The organism is Streptomyces sp. NBC_01142 (genome assembly GCF_026341125.1).
GTDB lineage: Bacteria > Actinomycetota > Actinomycetes > Streptomycetales > Streptomycetaceae > Streptomyces.
The window spans coordinates 1,024,659-1,041,819 of the sequence record NZ_JAPEOR010000001.1; the positions used below are offsets into that span (position 1 = coordinate 1,024,659).

The window sequence follows — 17,161 nt, forward strand, 5'->3', positions numbered from 1 at the left end:
AAAGCGCTATTCCGTGCTGTCAGTGGCATACGGCACGATGGAGGTATGGCACCGAGCTACGACCACCCCGGCGAGCAGGCGGCGAAGGACCCGATCCGCCTGCTCGCGATCCGCGAGAACCCGCTCTCGATCGACGAGGTCTTCGCGGCCGTCGGCGACGACGCGGCCGGTGGCACCGCGCTCTTCGTCGGCACAGTGCGCAACCACGACGCCGGCGCGGATGTCGACACCCTCGGCTACTCCTGCCATCCCACCGCCGAGGCGGAGATGCGCCGCATCGCCGAGAAGGTCATCGGGGACTATCCCGTCCGGGCGCTGGCCGCCGTCCACCGTGTGGGTGACCTGGAGGTCGGAGATCTGGCGGTCGTCGTCGCGGTGTCCTGTCCGCACCGCGGGGAGGCCTTCGAGGCCTGCCGGAAGCTGATCGACGACCTCAAGCACGAGGCGCCGATCTGGAAGCACCAGAAGTTCTCCGACGGTACGGAGGAGTGGGTCGGGGCAGGCTGAGACATAGTGGGCCCGGTGAAACCCGGACAGCCGTCAAGCGCCCCGATTTGCGTAACCGCCCCCCTGCCGTGAGCGTTGAACCGGCAGATGACTAATCTGCTGATCACTCGGTTGATCACCCAGTTTCGTTCGCTCATGGGGTAGGGAGGTCGCTATGGCAGCACTCGCTTGGTTGCTGATTCCACTTTTCGCTGCTGTCGGTGCTGCGATATGGGCAAGTTGGGCTTCACGGAACCGTACGACCGGGGACGTGGCCGAGCTTGCCGGTTATGCGCGGTTCCGCGATGCAATGGAGAAGACCGGCTCCGGTACCGACACCGTATGACCCGGCCGTTGCCCGTGCGCATGTGCCAAGAGGCCCCGTACGGACCGGCCCCGACGGTGCTCTGACAGACCCGTCCCGTACTGTCGTTCCATGCCACGCCGCACCGCGACGATGCTCGCCTCCACCCTCGTTTCCATTGCGCTGCTCTGCGCAGGGGTGTTCATTCCAGTGCCGTACACGGAGATGTCGCCCGGCCCGACGGTGAACACCCTCGGGGCTGCCGGTGGGGAACCGGTGCTGAGGATCTCGGGCCGCAAGACCTACCCCACGACCGGTCACCTCAACATGACGACCGTCAGGGTCACCGGCGCGGACTACAGGATGAACGTCGTCGAGGCGGTCTACGGCTGGCTGGCCCACGACAACGTGGTGGTGCCGCACGAGACGCTCTACCCGGACGGAAAGACGGAAGAGCAGTCCACGCAGGAGAACGCCGAGGAATTCACCCAGTCGCAGGAGAGCGCGAAGGTTGCCGCGCTGGAGCAGCTGAAGATCCCGGTGAAGACGCGCGTCGTGGTCTCGACGGTCGTCAAGGACACCCCCTCGGAGAACAAGCTGCACGCGGGTGACGTCATCCGGGCCGTGGACGGTACGCCGGTGAAGGAGCCGGGGGACGTCGCCAAGCTCGTCGTGAAGCACAAGCCCGGCGAGGACGTCGTCTTCACCATCGTTCCGGCAAAGGCAGCAGCTGCGGCGGAGAAGGCCGGCAGGGAGCCCGAGGACACCGAGAAGGTCAGGATCACCACGGTGAAGGCGACCGACGGCGACCGGGCGATCGTCGGCATCCAGGCGGGCATCGACCACACGTTCCCGTTCACCATCGACATCAACCTCGCGGACGTGGGCGGGCCGAGCGCGGGCCTGATGTTCGCCCTCGGCATCGTCGACAAGATCACGCCCCAGGACCTGACGGGCGGCAAGTTCGTGGCGGGCACGGGCACGATCGACGTCAAGGGGAAGGTCGGCCCGATCGGCGGCATCGAGATGAAGCTGGTCGGGGCGCGGAATGCCGGGGCGGAGTACTTTCTGACACCCAGCGACAACTGTGCGGCGGCGGCGTCGGACATTCCGGACGGGCTGACGCTGGTGAAGGTGAACACGATCGCTGACGCGACGAAGTCACTGGCGAAGATCAAGGCGGGGGACACGGCGGGGCTGCCGACGTGCGCGTCGAGCTGAGGGGGAGTTTCCCCTGACCCGCCCCTTCCCGTAACTGGAGGCAAGCCCCCAGACCCCCCTGCACGTGCGGCGGGGCTGTACCCGCGCCGACCGCGGCAGCTTCGCGCCGCCGACCCACGTGGACGGCATACGAGTGTGCTGCGGCGCCACGTGGCGCATGCCGCCCGGTGTCGGCCGCTTCGCGCCGAAGGATGGCGCCCCTGTGGGGCGTGGCCGTCCCGGTGGTGGCAAATTCTTCGCGGTGTCGCCTCGGTGCGGGATCTGCCTGTGCGGGGACTGCTCGCGGGGCGGTGGCAGTTTCGTACCGACGGGTGCTGCCTCCGTGAGGGCGTGGCTGTTCCCCGTGTCGGCGGCGCGTGCCGGTGCGGGGTCTGCCTGTGCGGGCGATGCCCGCGGGGCAGCGGCCGCTTCGCGCCGAAGGGCGGCGCCCCCATGGGGCGTGGCTGTACCCCGGTGTCGGCAGCTTCGCGCCCTCCGCTGGCCTCCGGCAAGGGGAGAAACTGTCGCTGAGGCACATGGACGCCGGCTGCTCTTCGGCTCGATGTGGGCAGCCTCATGACGTGATCCGCGGCAGCCGTACCCGACCGGGCAGCTCAGCTCTGTGTCCCACCATCCCCGGCCGGAGTGCCGACCGGGGACAGTGGGGCGGGCAGATTCGGTCAGGACTCGAACGTGGCCGACAGGGCCTCGGCGAGGCTCGGGACCAGGTCTGCGCCCGTGAGGACCTCCTTCGAGGAGTCCTTTTCGCGCAGGCGCAACGCCGACTCGCGGGCTCCGTCGCGCAGGACCGCCACCGTCATGCGGACCTCCTGGCGGTCCGGGTGGGCGGCGACCCACTTGGCGAGGGCCGCGTCGTTGAGGCCGTCGGGGACGGACGCCTCCGCGGACGGCGGGAGCATCAGGCGCTCCACCGTCATCGCGCAGCCGACCACCGCGTCCGGCCAGGCGATCGTGGCGAGGAACTCGTCCAGCGCCTTGTCGGCAGGGATTTCGTCCTGCTCGATCGGAGTCAGCGGCGCGGCCGCCTCGTCGGTGTCGAGACCGAGCTGGGCCGCGAGGCCCGGCTCCTGGGAGCGCAGCTGCACGGTGTCGACGAGTGCGAAGAGCCGGGCCGGCTGATCCCAGCCGAGCCCGGAGGCATACTCGTCGATTTCGAGCACTGCGCGGGTGAGCGGGCTCGCGGCCATCGGGGGGCCGGAAGAAGAAACGTTGGACATGGCCAATATCCTGCCTCCTTCCGGGCCCGAGACGGGAACTAGGTAAAGCCTCAGTAAGTTGCATGAGTGGGCTCTACGATCGCGGGGCCCGCTTCACACGACCGCGAACTTCGAGGTGCGCACGTTGGCTTTCCAGATGCCGGACCGCGGCGGAGGCCCGACCGGGCCACGGATCAGAGTGGGCCGGCCGTCCCGGCGTGTCCGCACCCTGCTCATGACACTGGGTGTCCTGGCCGTCCTGGCCATGGCGTTCGTCATGTTCGCCGGGTTCTGGACCGACTGGCTCTGGTACCGCTCCGTCAAGTACTCCTCCGTCTTCACCACCACCCTGTGGACCAAGATCGGCCTGTTTGCCGTCTTCGGACTGCTGATGTCCGCCGCTGTCGGCCTGAACATCTGGCTCGCGCACCGGCTGCGTCCGCCGCTGAGCGCGATGTCGATGGAGCAGCAGAGCCTTGACCGATACCGCATGGGCATCGCGCCGTACAAGAAGTGGGTGCTCCTCGCGATCACCGCTCTCGTCGGGCTGATCGCCGGAGCCTCCGCCACCGGCCAGTGGCGCACCTGGCTGATGTGGGTCAACGGCGTGTCCTTCGGGCAGAAGGACCCCCAGTTCAAGATGGACGTGTCGTTCTACGCGTTCGATCTGCCCTGGTACCGGTTCATGCTCGGCTTCGGCTTTGCGGCCGCCGTGCTCTCCCTGATCGCCGCCGCCCTGACCCACTACCTGTACGGCGGGCTGCGCATCACCAGCCCCGGCTCGCGGGCGACAGCTGCGGCCACCGGCCATCTCTCGGTGCTGCTCGGTGTCTTCGTCTCGCTCAAGGCCGTCGCGTACTGGCTCGACCGGTACGGGCTCGCCGTGAAGTCCAGCGACTTCAAGGCGACCGGTAACTGGACGGGTCTGCGGTACGTCGACGCCAACGCCTACCTCCCGGCGAAGACGATCCTCTTCTGCATCGCCGTTATCTGCGCCGTGCTGTTCTTCGCGACGCTGTGGCGCCGTACCTGGCAGCTGCCGGTGATCGGCTTCGGGCTGATGGTCCTGTCGGCGATCCTCATCGGCGGCCTCTACCCGGCCATCGTGCAGAAGTTCCAGGTCCAGCCGAACGAGCAGGCCAAGGAAGCCCCGTACATCAAGAAGAACATCGAGGCCACGCGGCACGCGTACGGCATCGACAAGGCCGACCCGCAGGACTACTCCGGCAAGGGCGACCCCAAGCGGAAGGCGCAGCAGCGCGAAGACGCCAACAGCGCGGCCAGCTACCGCCTGGTCGACTCCAACGTCGTCTCGCCGGCCTTCCAGCAGCTCCAGCAGGAGCGCAAGTACTACCAGTTCCCCGCGACCCTGGACGTCGACCGGTACACCGGCCCCGACGGCAAGGCGCAGGACACGGTCATCGGTCTGCGCGAGCTCAACATCACGGGCATCCCGAAGCACAACTGGATCAACGACCACTTCACGTACACCCACGGCTACGGCGCGATCGCGGCCAAGGGCACGAACACTGTCACGGACCCGGACAAGGGCACCGTCGGTTCGCCCGACTTCACCGAGTCCGGACTGCCGACCACCGGTCAGCTGGGCAAGTACGAGCAGCGGATCTACTACGGCGAGAAGACGGATCAGTACTCGATCGTCGGCGGCCCGCAGAAGGAGCTCGACTACGAGAAGAACGGCGAGGAGACCACCAGCTACCAGGGCAAGAGCGGGGTCAACCTCTCCAACCCGCTCAACCGCGCCGCGTACGCCGTCGCCTTCAGCGAGCCGCAGATTCTCTACTCGGGAGCCATCGGCGAAGGCTCGCGGATTCTCTACAACCGCACTCCCAAGGAGCGCGTGGAGGCGGTCGCCCCCTGGCTGACCATCGACGGTGACGCCTATCCGGCGGTCGTCGACGGGCGCATCCAGTGGATCGTCGACGCGTACACCACGACCAACGGCTACCCGTACGCCTCTCGTACGACGCTGGGGGACACCACGACCGATTCGCTGACCACCAACCAGCGTGCGGTCGTTGCCCAGCAGAACCAGGTCAACTACATCCGCAACTCGGTGAAGGCCACCGTCGACGCGTACGACGGCACGGTCAACCTGTACCAGTGGGACACCCAGGACCCGGTGCTCAAGACCTGGATGAAGGCGTTCCCGGACACGGTCAAGCCGAAGAGCGACATCAAGCCCGGCCTGATGGCTCATCTCCGGTACCCGCAGGACATGTTCAAGGTGCAGCGCGAGCTGCTCACCCGGTACCACGTCACCGAGCCGGAGCAGTTCTACAGCGGCAGCGACGCCTGGCAGGTCCCGGACGACCCGACGAACAAGGACACCAGTGCCGTCCCGCCCTACTACCTGAGCCTGAAGATGCCCGGGGACAAGGACCAGAAATTCTCGCTGACGACGACGTTCACACCGGCCGGACGCCCCAACCTGGGGGCATTCATGGCCGTTGACGCCGATGCCAACAGCGACAAGTACGGCACGATAAGACTGTTGAGAGTCACCGAGACCGTGCAAGGTCCACAGCAGGTACAGAGTGAGCTCAACGGTGTGCCGGAAGTCGCCACGTTCGTCAGGGACCTCAGAGGCACCGACTCGGACATCGAGTACGGCAACCTGCTGACGGTGCCCCTGGACGGCGGGTTCCTGTACATCGAGCCGGTGTACGCCCGAGGCGGCAGTGCGAACTATCCGTTGCTGAAGAAGGTGGCCGTCGCCTACGGCGGAGGCAAACCGGTCTTCAAGGACAGCCTCACGGAGGCGCTCAACGCGGTCTTCGAGCAGGACGGCGCCGAGCCACCGCCGTCGACTGAGCCACCCACGACTCCGCCGCCGACGGATCCGACCAAGCCGCCGGCCACCGGTGACGGGACGCTGAAGGACGCCATCGCGGACGCCCAGAAGGCGTACGACGATGCGGAGGCGGCGCTGGACAAGGAACCGGCGGACTGGGCCGCCTACGGCAAGGCCCAGGCGGATCTGGAGGATGCGCTGCGGCGAGCGGCCGAGGCGCAGCCCAAGCCGGACCCGAAGAGTTCACCCTAGGGCCGCGGTTTAGGGGCTGGTCGGGAGCTGGGTAAGCACCATCCCGCGTCGTGGTACGGTTGCAACACAACGGCGCGGGGTGGAGCAGCTCGGTAGCTCGCTGGGCTCATAACCCAGAGGTCGCAGGTTCAAATCCTGTCCCCGCTACTGAATACGAAGAGGGCCCGGATCCTTGAGGATCCGGGCCCTCTTCGTGCGTATGTGCTGCTGGTGAGAAGTGCGCGTCGGGTGGGGCGAGTTGGGTCGAGCGTGTTTGACTTATCTCCCTGTGGGCATGTCGACAAAACGCTGAAGTGACCTCACTGGCTGCGGTATACCAGGTGTACGCGGGTTGCAGGTGGTGCGACGATGGAATTTATGGGGGACAGGGCAACTCTGTTGGAGACAGGGCGGTTTGTGCAGTGGCATGCCGGAAACGTGGCAGACGTGATCAGTCCTGCCGACGCCGTTGGCCACGGTGACAACGTTGACAAGGTCAGCAAGGTCGACAGCACGGGTGAGGTCGACATCGCGAGCAACGTGCGCAATGCGGACAATGTCGACTCAGTGGAGACCGCCGGGACCGAGGCGCGCCACCGGCGCGCGGCCGAGGACGGTGACACCGAATCGATGAGCGTGCTCGGCGCGCTGCTGCTGCGCCGCGGCGACCTCGACGGCGCCGAGTCGTATCTGCGTGCCGCGACGGCCGAGGGCGACCGGGCCGCCGCCAACAACCTGGGCGTACTGCTGCATCAGCGTGGCTACGCCGATGAGGCTGCCGGATGGTGGCGTATCGCCGCGGTCGCCGGTTCCGCTGCGGCGGCGCACGCGCTGGGGCGCCACTTCCGTGAGCGCGGGGACGAGCCGGGGGCGGAGTACTGGCTGCGCCAGTCCGCCGAGCAGGGTCACGCGCTGGGGGCGTACGCTCTCGCCGATCTTCTGGAGCACCGCAGCGACGTGGGCTCCGAGCGGTGGCTGCGCGCGGCGGCCGAGCAGGGCCACCGCGAGGCGGCGTACCGGCTCGCCCGCGCCCTGGAGCGCCGGGCGGCGGCGGAGGCGCGCACGGGCGAGGACATGGGCCTGGCGATGGGGCGTACGGCGCGTGCGGACGGCGCTTCGGTGGATACGGGCGCGGGGACGCCGCTCGCGGCCTCCGTGGGCCGTACCGGTGGTGGTGCTGCCTCGGGCGAGGGTGAGTCGTCCGTTCTCGACGAGGCCGCGCAGTGGTACCGGCAGGCAGCCGCGCGTGGGCATCGGCGGGCCGCGCTGCACCTCGGTGTGATCCTCGAGAAGCGCGGTGAGCTGAAGGAGGCCGGCCGCTGGTACCTCAGCTCCGCCAAGGACGGAGAGGCCCGCGCAGCTTGTGCGCTCGGGTTTCTCCTGAGGGACGCCGGGGACGAGGAGAGCGCCGCCGTGTGGTGGCTGCGTGCCGCGCAGGACGGTGACGGCAACGCCGCCAACGCCCTCGGCGCGCTGCATGCCGCCCGCGGGGAGCAGCAGACGGCCGAGCGCTGGTACCGCGCCGCCATGGACGCGGGGGATGTCAACGGTGCGTACAACCTGGGACTGCTCTGCGCCGCCCAGGACCGTACGCCGCAGGCCGAGCAGTGGTACCGCCGTGCCGCATACGCGGGGCACCGTGAGGCCGCCAACGCGCTCGCCGTGCTGCTTCTGCAGGGCGGCGACCCGACCGGTGCCGAGCCCTGGTTCTCCAAGGCCGCCGAGGCCGGGAGCGTCGATGCCGCCTTCAATCTGGGCATCCTCCACGCCGGCCGCGACGACGACCACACCGCTCTGACCTGGTACGAGCGGGCAGCTGCCGCCGGTCATACCGAGGCAGCCCTGCAGGTCGGCATCGCCCTGCTCAGGGACGGCGACGAGCAGGGCGCCGAGCGTCATCTGCGGTGCGCGGCGGGCAGCGGCAGCGCCGAGGCCGCCTTCCGGCTCGCCACCGTGCTCGACTCCCGTCAGCCGCCACCCGGGCCGCCCGCGCTCGGGGAGCCCACGGCGGAGAAGAGTGAGTGCGAGGAGTGGTACGAGCGTGCCGCAGAGCAGGGGCACCGCCGTGCCCAGGTACGGGTCGGCATGCTCGCCGCCGCCCGTGGCGACATGGTCGACGCCGCCCGCTGGTACCGGGAGGCCGCTGAGGCAGGCAGCCGGAACGGCGCCTTCAACCTCGGACTGCTCCTCGCCCGCGAGGGCAACGAGCGCGAGGCGGCCCTGTGGTGGTGCCGAGCCGCCCGCGCGGGGCACGGCCGGGCCGCACTGCGCCTTGCGCTGCTCGCCGCCCGCAGGGGCGAGCTGACCGAGGGGCAGCGGTGGTGCGCGCGGGCCGTCGAGCTGGGCCCCGCCGAGGTGGCGGAGCGTGCCGCACGACTGCGCGAGGCACTGCACCAGGAGCTCACGGCGTAGCCACGAGCCGGCACGCACGGGCGCAGACATGACGCAGGCACGGCACCTAGCCGCGGCATCGGCATGACGGCGGCATGACGTCGGTTGACGGTGGTTGACGTCGGCTGACGTCCGCATGACGGAGGGCTGAATATCGATTTGCGCTGGTCGGCGGGGTGACGTACTGTTGCGTTTACCGACGCGGGGTGGAGCAGCTCGGTAGCTCGCTGGGCTCATAACCCAGAGGTCGCAGGTTCAAATCCTGTCCCCGCTACTGATGGACGAAGGCCCGGATCCTCAAGGATCCGGGCCTTCGTCGTACCCCTGTCCGCACATGTTGAAGGGCCCGGCACCTCAGAGGTGCCGGGCCCTTCAAGGACGTATGGGTCAGGCGGACACACAGTTCGGGCAGGTGCCCCTGTACGTCACCTCGACGTCCGAGATCGTGAAGCCGTAGCGCTCCGTGTCCGGGAGGTCGGCCAGGGGGTTGCCCGCGGGGTGAACGTCGCGGATCGCGCCGCACTGGGCGCAGACAAGGTGCTGGTGGGGCTGGTGCGCGTTCGGGTCGTACCGCTTGGCGCGGCGGTCGGTCGACACCTCGAGCACTTCACCGAGACTGACCATCTCGCCCAGCGTGTTGTAGACGGTCGCCCGGGAGATCTCGGGCAGCTTCGCCACGGCGCGCGCGTGCACCTCGTCGGCCGTCAGGTGGACATGGTCGCCGTCGAGGACCTCTGCCACGACACGCCGCTGGGCAGTCATGCGCCAGCCGCGTCCGCGAAGTCGTTCCAACAGGTCACTCATAAGGGTCAGCCTAACAGTGGTGGGACCCAGGTCCCGAACGGGTGTGACTTTGGATCTCTCCTTGACTTAGACAATGTCCATTGTAGGATCGGTGCTGGTAAACGCCAAAGGACAGGACTTGCAGGAATGACGCAGGAGGCGCACGTGACGCAGGGACCGCTCACCACGGAGGCCGGCGCGCCGGTCGCGGACAATCAGAACAGCGAGACCGCGGGCATCGGTGGTCCGGTTCTGCTTCAGGACCAGGCTCTTCTCGAGAAGCTCGCGCACTTCAACCGCGAGCGCATCCCGGAGCGCATCGTGCACGCGCGCGGCGCCGGTGCGTACGGCACCTTCACTCTGACCCGCGATGTCTCGCAGTGGACGCGCGCGAAGTTCCTCTCCGAGGTCGGCAAGCAGACCGAGACGTTCCTGCGGTTCTCCACGGTCGCGGGCAACCTCGGCTCGGCCGACGCGGTGCGCGACCCCCGCGGCTTTGCGCTGAAGTTCTACACCGAAGAGGGCAACTACGACCTCGTCGGCAACAACACCCCGGTGTTCTTCATCAAGGACGCCATCAAGTTCCCCGACTTCATCCACACGCAGAAGCGCGACCCGTACACCGGCTCACAGGAAGCCGATAACGTGTGGGACTTCTGGGGGCTTTCCCCCGAGTCGACGCACCAGGTGACCTGGCTGTTCGGTGACCGCGGTATCCCCGCCACGCTGCGCCACATGAACGGGTACGGCTCGCACACGTACCAATGGAACAACGAGGCCGGCGAGGTCTTCTGGGTCAAGTACCACTTCAAGACCGACCAGGGCATCAAGAATCTCACCACCGACGAGGCCAACCAGCTCTCCGGTATGGACCCGGACAGCCACCAGCGCGACCTGCGTGAGTCCATCGAGCGCGGTGAGTTCCCGTCCTGGACCGTGCAGGTGCAGATCATGCCGGCGGCCGAGGCGGCCGACTACCGCTTCAACCCGTTCGACCTGACCAAGGTCTGGCCGCATGAGGACTACCCGCCGATCGAGATCGGCAAGCTGGAGCTCAACCGCAACCCGGAGAACATCTTCGCGGAGGTCGAGCAGTCCATCTTCAGCCCCGCCCACTTCGTGCCGGGCATCGGTCCTTCCCCGGACAAGATGCTCCAGGGCCGTCTCTTCGCGTACGGCGACGCCCACCGCTACCGCGTCGGCATCAACGCCGACCACCTGCCGGTGAACCGCCCGCATGCCACCGAGGCGCGCACCAACAGCCGTGACGGCTTCCTGTACGACGGTCGCCACAAGGGCACGAAGAACTACGAGCCGAACAGCTTCGGCGGCCCGTTCCAGACCGACAAGCCGCTGTGGCAGCCGGTCCCGGTCACCGGCGGCACGGGCAACCACGAGGCTCCGGGCCACGCCGAGGACAGCGACTTCGTGCAGGCGGGCAACCTCTACCGCCTGATGTCCGAGGACGAGAAGGGCCGTCTGATCGAGAATCTCGCCGGGTTCATCGCCAAGGTGTCGCGTGACGACATCGCCGAGCGCGCGGTCAACAACTTCCGTCAGGCGGACGGCGACTTCGGCAAGCGGCTCGACGCCGCGGTCCAGGCCCTCCGCGCCTGAAACCGCTTGTCGCAGACCTGAACCGCTTGTCGGAGAACGGAGGGCCGGATCCCTGTCCAGGGGGATCCGGCCCTCTCGTCTGCCGCGCTACCCGGCGAGCGTCGCCGGGTGCCTCCTGGCCGGGGCCCAGCAGCGGATGATGTCCCGTACGGAGACGATGCCGACCGGCCCGTCGCTGTCGAGCACGATGAGATGGCGAAAGCCGCCGTGCGCCATAGCTTCCGCCGCCTCCTCCAGGGTCCAGGACGGCGCAGCGAATACGACGTCCGTGGTGGTGTGGGTGCCTGCGGTCTCCCGATCGGGGTCCTGGCCCAGACCCACCGAGTTGAGGATGTCGCGCTCAGTCAGAATGCCGAGGCCGTCGGCGTCGGTGTCGAGGACGACTGCCGCGCCGACACGGCGGGCGGCCATCAGCCGGGCGGCGTGGCGGAGAGTGTGCGTGGGTCCAATAGTGAGGACCACTGTGCTCATGGCGTCACGGACGAGCATGAATGGAGCCACCTCCTTGGTGATCGGCCATTCGGGAACCGATTCACAAGTTCACAAGTGGGGGGACTCTCAGAGTCGCAGTCTTGTGGGGTGGCAGCAAGAGGGCACGTGCCGCCTCTTGGGCGGCACGCGGAGAAGCCGTGGGGACGTGTGCGTACGCCCCCTGATTCCACGGAGTACCGGCGCGTACGCCCCTCGGTCCGCGGAGAATGGACGCGTACGCCGCCTCGGTTCCGCGGAGCACCGGTGCGGACGCCCCCGGCTCCGGGGAGTATGGCGCGGAACCCTTGGTGCCGCTCGGTGGTGCTGGGTAGCGTTCAGTAGCGCTGGTTGAGATAGCCCAGCAGCTCCTCGTGGAGCAGCCCGTTGGACGCCGCGGCATTGCCGCTGTGCGGGCCCCTGCGTCCGTCCAGGCCGGTGAACGATCCACCCGCCTCCTGGACGATGATCGCGGTCGCCGCCATGTCCCACAGGGAGAGCTCCGGCTCGGCACAGATGTCCACCGAACCCTCGGCGACCATCATGTACGGCCAGAAGTCGCCGTAGCCGCGGGTGCGCCAGCACGCCCGGCTCAGGTCCATGAACCCGTCGAGCCGCCCCTGCTCCTCCCAGCCGCTGAGTGAGGAGTACGCGAACGAGGCATCCGGGATCCGGCCGACCTCGGAGACCCGCAGTCGGCTCGCCGACGTCAGACTGCGCCCGGTGTATGCGCCGCCGCCCTGCGCCGCCCACCAGCGGCGGCCCAGCGCCGGGGCCGACACCACGCCCACCACCGGCTGGTAACCGCCCTCGCCCTGCACCATCAGTGAGATCAGCGTCGCCCAGACCGGGACGCCGCGCACATAGTTCTTGGTGCCGTCGATCGGGTCGATGACCCAGCGGCGCGGGCCCGTGCCCTCGATGCCGTACTCCTCGCCCAGGATCGCGTCGCGCGGGCGCGCCCGCTGGAGTTGTCCGCGGATCAGCTCCTCCGCCGCCTTGTCGGCCTCGCTCACCGGCGTCATGTCCGGCTTGGTCTCGACCTTGAGGTCCAGCGCCTTGAACCGGCCCATCGTGGCGGCGTCGGCGGCGTCCGCGAGGACGTGGGCAAGACGCAGATCGTCGTGGTAATCGGGCATGGTCATCACTCTATCGGGGCGTGAAGCAGCCATCCCCGGGCCTGGTCCGCCGGGACTCTTGACAGTCGATGGCCGCGCGTCAACTCTGAGCGCAGAGCCGGATGGCCCGGGAGGCGACGATGCCTACAGCGCGAGAGTCCTTACTGAACGCCGCTCTCACGGCGCTCGGTGAACTGCCCTGGTCCGGGGTGCGGATGGCCGATGTCGCCTCCGCCGCAGGTGTCTCGCGGCAGACCCTCTACAACGAGTTCGGCAGCAAGGACGGGCTGGCCCGCGCGCTGGTGCGACGCGAGGCCGACGCCTACCTCCGCGGCGTGGAGCGGGTGCTGGCCGAGCAGCCGAACGTAGCGGCTGAACGGCCGACAGGCCGGCCGGCGGCCGACCGGCTGGTGTCGGTCGCCGAGTGGACCGTCGGCGAGGCCAGGGCGAAACCGCTGCTGCGGGCCCTGCTCACCGGCTGCTGGGGCGAACGGCTGCCCGCGCCGAGGCCCGCCCGCCGCACTACCGCGATGTCCGGAGTTCCGGCCCAGCGCAGGGCGGACGCGGGGCCGCCGGCCCCGGCGGAGCTGGTCGCTGCGGTACGGGACCGTTCGCTCGCCGCGCTGGACAAGGGGCATCCGGTCATCCGTACGAAGGAGGAGTCGGCCGACCTGGCGCACCGCTGTGAGCTGGTGGCGCGGCTCGCGCTCTCCTGTGTGATCGCGCCCGCCGTGCCCGGAGAGGCGGTCGGACTGCTGGTGCGTACGGCTGTGGGCGCAACCGTCGGGGCGAGGGAGTCGGCCGGCGCAAGCAATACGGCGGCCGAAAGGGAAACGGCCGGAAGGGAAACAGCGGCCGGAAGGGAAACGGTCGGCGCAAGGGAAACGGCCGGCGCTACGGAGAGGGAGTCGATCGGTCCTGAGGGATCGGTCAGTGCGACGAGCCCGAGAGCTGCAGTCCGATGACGCCGATGATCACCAGCGAGATGGAGACGATCTTGAGAGTGGAGACCAGGTCGTCGAGGAAGATCATTCCGTAGATCGCCGTGCCCGCCGCGCCGATGCCCGTCCACACCGCGTACGCGGGGCCCACATCGAGCTTTCTCAGGGCGAGCGTCAGCAGACCGAAGCTGCCGAGTGCGAAGGCGGCGAACGCGACGGTCGGCCAGAGCCTGGTGAAGCCGTGTGAGAGTTTGAGGCAGACGGCGAAGCCCGTCTCCAGCAGTCCGGCGACCACCACCAGCAGCCACGCCATCGTCTGGGCCTCCCGCATCGCTCGGTGACTGCTTCGTCGCGCTTGGTGCGATTATGCACTTACCAGCAGTCACCGACCGCAAACGTGCGCGAGTCAGTCGCCTTCGCGCCGCTCCCGCGTGGCGAGCAGTCGCCGCAGTGAATAGAGGCGTGCCGGATCGGCGTGACCGTCGGCCGCCCACGCGTCCAGTGCGCAGTCCGGCTCGTCATGACTGCAGGCGCGCGGACAGCCTTCCGTACCCGGTACGAGATCGGGGAAGGCGAGGATCACCCGGGACGGATTGACATGGTGCAGGCCGAAGGAACGCACCCCCGGCGTGTCGATCACCCAGCCGCCGTCCGCGTCCGCGAGCGGGAGCGCGAGCGCCGAGGTGGTGGTGTGCCGACCGCGGCCGGTGACCGCGTTGACCACTCCGGTGCTGCGCCGCCGCTCCTTCGGAACAAGGGCGTTGACCAGGGTCGTCTTGCCGACGCCGGAGTGGCCGACGAATGCGGTGGTGCGGCCCTTGAGGTGCTCATGGACCCGGTCGGCGGCGACGCCGTCCACGAACTCGTCGCGGGTGGTGACCACATGGGGGACGCCGAGCGCGCCGTACATCTCCAGCAGTTCGTCGGGTGAGGCCAGATCCGACTTGGTCAGCACGAGGAGCGGGGTGAGCCCGCCGTCGTACGCCGCGACGAGACAGCGGTCGATCAGCCGCGGGCGCGGTTCGGGGTCGGCCAGCGCCGTCACGATCGCCAACTGGTCGGCGTTGGCGACGACCACGCGCTCGTACGGATCGTCGTCGTCGGCCGTACGGCGCAGAACGGACCTGCGCTCCCCGATGCGGACGATGCGGGCGAGGGTGTCCTTCTCGCCGGAGAGATCGCCGACGATGCTGACGCGGTCGCCGACCACCGCGGCCTTGCGGCCCAGCTCGCGGGCCTTCATCGCCATGACGACACGGTCGTCGACGAGGCAGGTGAGCCGGCCCCGGTCGACCGTGAGGACCATGCCCTCGACCGCGTCCTCGTGCTTGGGGCGGATGTTGGTCCGGGGGCGGTTGCCCTTGCGGTTGGGGCGGACGCGGATGTCGTCCTCGTCGGGGTTCTTGCCGTAGCGGCGCATTTCGTCAGGCCCCGAGCATTCCGGCCCACATCTGCGGGAAATCGGGAAGGGTCTTGGCGGTCGTTGCGACGTTCTCGATCTGTACGCCCTCGACGGCGAGGCCGATGATCGAGCCGGCCGTGGCCATCCGGTGGTCGTCATAGGTATGGAAGACGCCGCCGTGCAGCCTGCGCGGCCGGATGTGGAGCCCGTCCTCGGTCTCGGTGACATCGCCGCCGAGCTCGTTGATCTCCTTGGTGAGGGCGGCGAGGCGGTCCGTCTCGTGGAGGCGGAGGTGGGCGACGCCGCGCAGCGTGGAGGGGGAGTCGGCCAGCGCCGCGACCGCCGCGATGCCGGGGGTCAGCTCTCCGACCTCGCCGAGGTCGACGTCGATGCCGTGGATACGGCCGGTGCCGGTGAAGGTCAGACCGGCCTCGGTCAGCTCGCAGGAGCCGCCCATCTCGGTGAAGATCTGCCGCAGCGCGTCACCGGGCTGGGTGGTGCGCTCGGGCCAGTCGGGGATCGTGACGCGGCCGCCGGTGACCAGCGCGGCAGCGAGGAAGGGCTGGGCGTTGGAGAGGTCGGGCTCGACGGTGAGGTCGCGGCCCAGCAGGGCGGACGGGGACACGCGCCAGACGTTGGGCTCGCCGCCGGTCTCGGGCTCGTCGACCTGGGCGCCGACGGCGCGCAGCATGTCGACGGTCATCCGGATGTGCGGCATGGAGGGGAGATTGCCGCCGATGTGCCGTACCTCGACGCCCTGGTTGAAACGGGGCGCGGACAGCAGCAGGGCGGAGACGAACTGCGAGGACGAGGAGGCGTTGATCTCCACGGGGCCGCCGTCCAGGGCGCCGCCGCCGTGCACGGTCATCGGGAGTGCGCCGCGGCCGTCGTCGTCGATACGGGCGCCGAGGACGCGCAGGGCGTCGATCACGCCGTTCAGCGGGCGCTCGTAGGAACGGGGGTCGCCGTCGAAGCGGACCGCGCCGTTGGCGAGTGCGGCGACGGGCGGCAGGAAGCGCATGACGGTGCCGGCGTTGCCGACATCGACGGTGGCGGGGCCGTGCAGGCCGGACGGGATGACGCGCCAGGCCTCGCCCTCGCCGTCGGGGCCCACACCCTCCTCGATGCCGACGCCGAGCGCGCGCAGTGCCTCGGCCATCAGCAGGGTGTCGCGGGAGCGCAGCGGGCGGCGCAGCCAGCCCGGTTCGGCGGCGAGGGAGGCGAGCACCAGTGCGCGGTTGGTGACCGATTTCGAGCCGGGCACGGTGACGGTGGCTTCGACGGCTCCGGTCGCGTAGGGGGCGGGCCAGAGGGCGGGGTGCACGGAGCTTTCGGTCATGGCCATCACTTTAGTGGCTCGGCGGAGACCCGGATCTTGATCAAATGTGCCGAAATCGGGGCGTAACCCAGGAGTGGTAGTGGGTTTCGTGGTCGTTCACAGGCCCACCAGCCAGCGGCCGCCGCCGATCAGTGAACACAGCGACACCGCGTGGAAGAGAAACAGCCACATCGCGGGCGGGACATGGGTCAGCCGGGAGAGCTGATCGGCGTCCGAGTCGGGGGCGCCGCCGTGACGGCGCTTGGACTGGAGCTCGAAGGCCGGTCGTACGCCGCCGAGCAGCAGGAACCAGACGGCGGCGTAGGCGAACCCGGCCTGGACGTCGGGGCCGGTCAGCCAGGAGACGAGAAGGAAGGCGGCACTCGTGACGATCACCGTGAGTGCGCCGTACGCATTGCGGATCATGACCAGCATGGCGATGAGCAGGGCGGTGGCCAGCCAGAGGAGCAGGGTGATGTGGTGCGCGGCGAGCAGCCAGGCGCCGCCGAGGCCGAGCAGGGGCGGGGCGGTGTAACCCGCGGCGGCGGTCAGGATCATGCCGATGCCGGTGGGCTTGCCACGGCTGACGGTGAGGCCGCTGGTGTCGGAGTGCAGCCGGATGCCGTCGAGGCGGCGGCCGGTGAGCAGGGCGACGAGGCCGTGGCCGCCTTCGTGGGCGATGGTGATGGCGTTGCGGGAGAGGCGCCAGAGGGGGCGCGGTATGACGGCGACGAGGGCGACCAGGCCGGTGACGATGACGAGCCACTCGTCGGGGGCGGGCTGGGTGCCGAAGACGCGGTCCCACAGATCGGTGGCGGACTGTGTGATGGCCATTTCTCGGGCGGCTCCTCGGGCGGCGGGCGGGGGTGG

At 69.1% G+C, this 17,161-nt stretch carries 14 protein-coding genes and 2 tRNA genes; 8 read left to right on the forward strand and 8 right to left on the reverse strand.

From position 1 onward, the window contains the following. The first annotated feature begins 45 nt into the window (after positions 1–45). Both OG883_RS04895 and OG883_RS04900 read left to right on the forward strand, forming a co-directional pair. On the forward strand, positions 46–507 hold the full coding sequence (locus OG883_RS04895; protein ID WP_266535466.1) for a molybdenum cofactor biosynthesis protein MoaE: 462 nt from the start codon (positions 46–48) through the stop codon (positions 505–507). A 415-nt stretch (positions 508–922) separates the two neighbouring features. Next, entirely contained in the window at positions 923–2,011 is a 1,089-nt protein-coding gene (locus tag OG883_RS04900) for a PDZ domain-containing protein (protein WP_266535468.1), read from the forward strand. A gap of 659 nt (positions 2,012–2,670) precedes the next feature. On the opposite strand, the gene OG883_RS04905 is transcribed toward OG883_RS04900, so the two are convergent. After that, positions 2,671–3,228: a PPA1309 family protein gene (locus OG883_RS04905; protein WP_266535470.1), complete on the reverse strand. Its 558-nt coding sequence runs from the start codon at positions 3,226–3,228 to the stop codon at positions 2,671–2,673. A 136-nt stretch (positions 3,229–3,364) separates the two neighbouring features. On the opposite strand from OG883_RS04905, the gene OG883_RS04910 reads away from it, so the two are divergent. The 4 genes from OG883_RS04910 (at position 3,365) to OG883_RS04925 (ending at position 8,918) form a co-directional block, all read left to right on the forward strand. After that, on the forward strand, positions 3,365–6,274 hold the full coding sequence (locus OG883_RS04910; RefSeq protein WP_266541237.1) for a UPF0182 family protein: 2,910 nt from the start codon (positions 3,365–3,367) through the stop codon (positions 6,272–6,274). A 73-nt stretch (positions 6,275–6,347) separates the two neighbouring features. Then, positions 6,348–6,421 (forward strand) — tRNA-Met (locus tag OG883_RS04915). 201 nt (positions 6,422–6,622) lie between these two features. Beyond that, entirely contained in the window at positions 6,623–8,665 is a 2,043-nt protein-coding gene (locus OG883_RS04920; protein WP_266535472.1) for a tetratricopeptide repeat protein, read from the forward strand. A gap of 179 nt (positions 8,666–8,844) precedes the next feature. Beyond that, positions 8,845–8,918: transfer RNA gene (locus OG883_RS04925), tRNA-Met, on the forward strand. A gap of 113 nt (positions 8,919–9,031) precedes the next feature. Here the strand turns inward: OG883_RS04925 and OG883_RS04930 are convergent. Beyond that, positions 9,032–9,448: a Fur family transcriptional regulator gene (locus OG883_RS04930; RefSeq protein WP_266535474.1), complete on the reverse strand. Its 417-nt coding sequence runs from the start codon at positions 9,446–9,448 to the stop codon at positions 9,032–9,034. A 144-nt stretch (positions 9,449–9,592) separates the two neighbouring features. On the opposite strand from OG883_RS04930, the gene OG883_RS04935 reads away from it, so the two are divergent. Continuing rightward, a complete protein-coding gene (locus OG883_RS04935; RefSeq protein ID WP_266535476.1) occupies positions 9,593–11,044 on the forward strand; it encodes a catalase in 1,452 nt (483 codons plus the stop codon). 87 nt (positions 11,045–11,131) lie between these two features. On the opposite strand, the gene OG883_RS04940 is transcribed toward OG883_RS04935, so the two are convergent. Further along, positions 11,132–11,533, reverse strand: coding sequence for a cyclic nucleotide-binding/CBS domain-containing protein (locus OG883_RS04940; RefSeq protein WP_266535477.1), 402 nt, complete (start codon positions 11,531–11,533; stop codon positions 11,132–11,134). 317 nt (positions 11,534–11,850) lie between these two features. Next, complete coding sequence (gene hisN, locus OG883_RS04945; protein ID WP_266535479.1) at positions 11,851–12,651, reverse strand: histidinol-phosphatase; 801 nt, start codon at positions 12,649–12,651, stop codon at positions 11,851–11,853. Between the two features lie 119 nt (positions 12,652–12,770). On the opposite strand from hisN, the gene OG883_RS04950 reads away from it, so the two are divergent. Further along, the gene (locus OG883_RS04950; protein ID WP_266535481.1) at positions 12,771–13,595 is read left to right on the forward strand and encodes a TetR/AcrR family transcriptional regulator; all 825 of its coding nucleotides are present in this window, start codon (positions 12,771–12,773) and stop codon (positions 13,593–13,595) included. Here OG883_RS04950 and OG883_RS04955 read toward each other — a convergent pair. The 4 genes from OG883_RS04955 to OG883_RS04970 form a co-directional block, all read right to left on the reverse strand. Next, on the reverse strand, positions 13,561–13,884 hold the full coding sequence (locus tag OG883_RS04955) for a multidrug efflux SMR transporter (RefSeq protein WP_266541239.1): 324 nt from the start codon (positions 13,882–13,884) through the stop codon (positions 13,561–13,563). The two genes, OG883_RS04950 and OG883_RS04955, sit on opposite strands and share 35 nt — an antisense overlap. A gap of 93 nt (positions 13,885–13,977) precedes the next feature. After that, the gene (gene rsgA / locus OG883_RS04960) at positions 13,978–14,991 is read right to left on the reverse strand and encodes a ribosome small subunit-dependent GTPase A (RefSeq protein WP_266535482.1); all 1,014 of its coding nucleotides are present in this window, start codon (positions 14,989–14,991) and stop codon (positions 13,978–13,980) included. A 4-nt stretch (positions 14,992–14,995) separates the two neighbouring features. Beyond that, positions 14,996–16,312 (reverse strand): 3-phosphoshikimate 1-carboxyvinyltransferase, encoded by a 1,317-nt coding sequence (gene aroA / locus OG883_RS04965; RefSeq protein WP_266535484.1) that lies wholly within the window; start codon positions 16,310–16,312, stop codon positions 14,996–14,998. Between the two features lie 96 nt (positions 16,313–16,408). Then, positions 16,409–17,125, reverse strand: coding sequence for a M50 family metallopeptidase (locus tag OG883_RS04970; protein ID WP_266535486.1), 717 nt, complete (start codon positions 17,123–17,125; stop codon positions 16,409–16,411). Positions 17,126–17,161 lie beyond the last annotated feature (36 nt).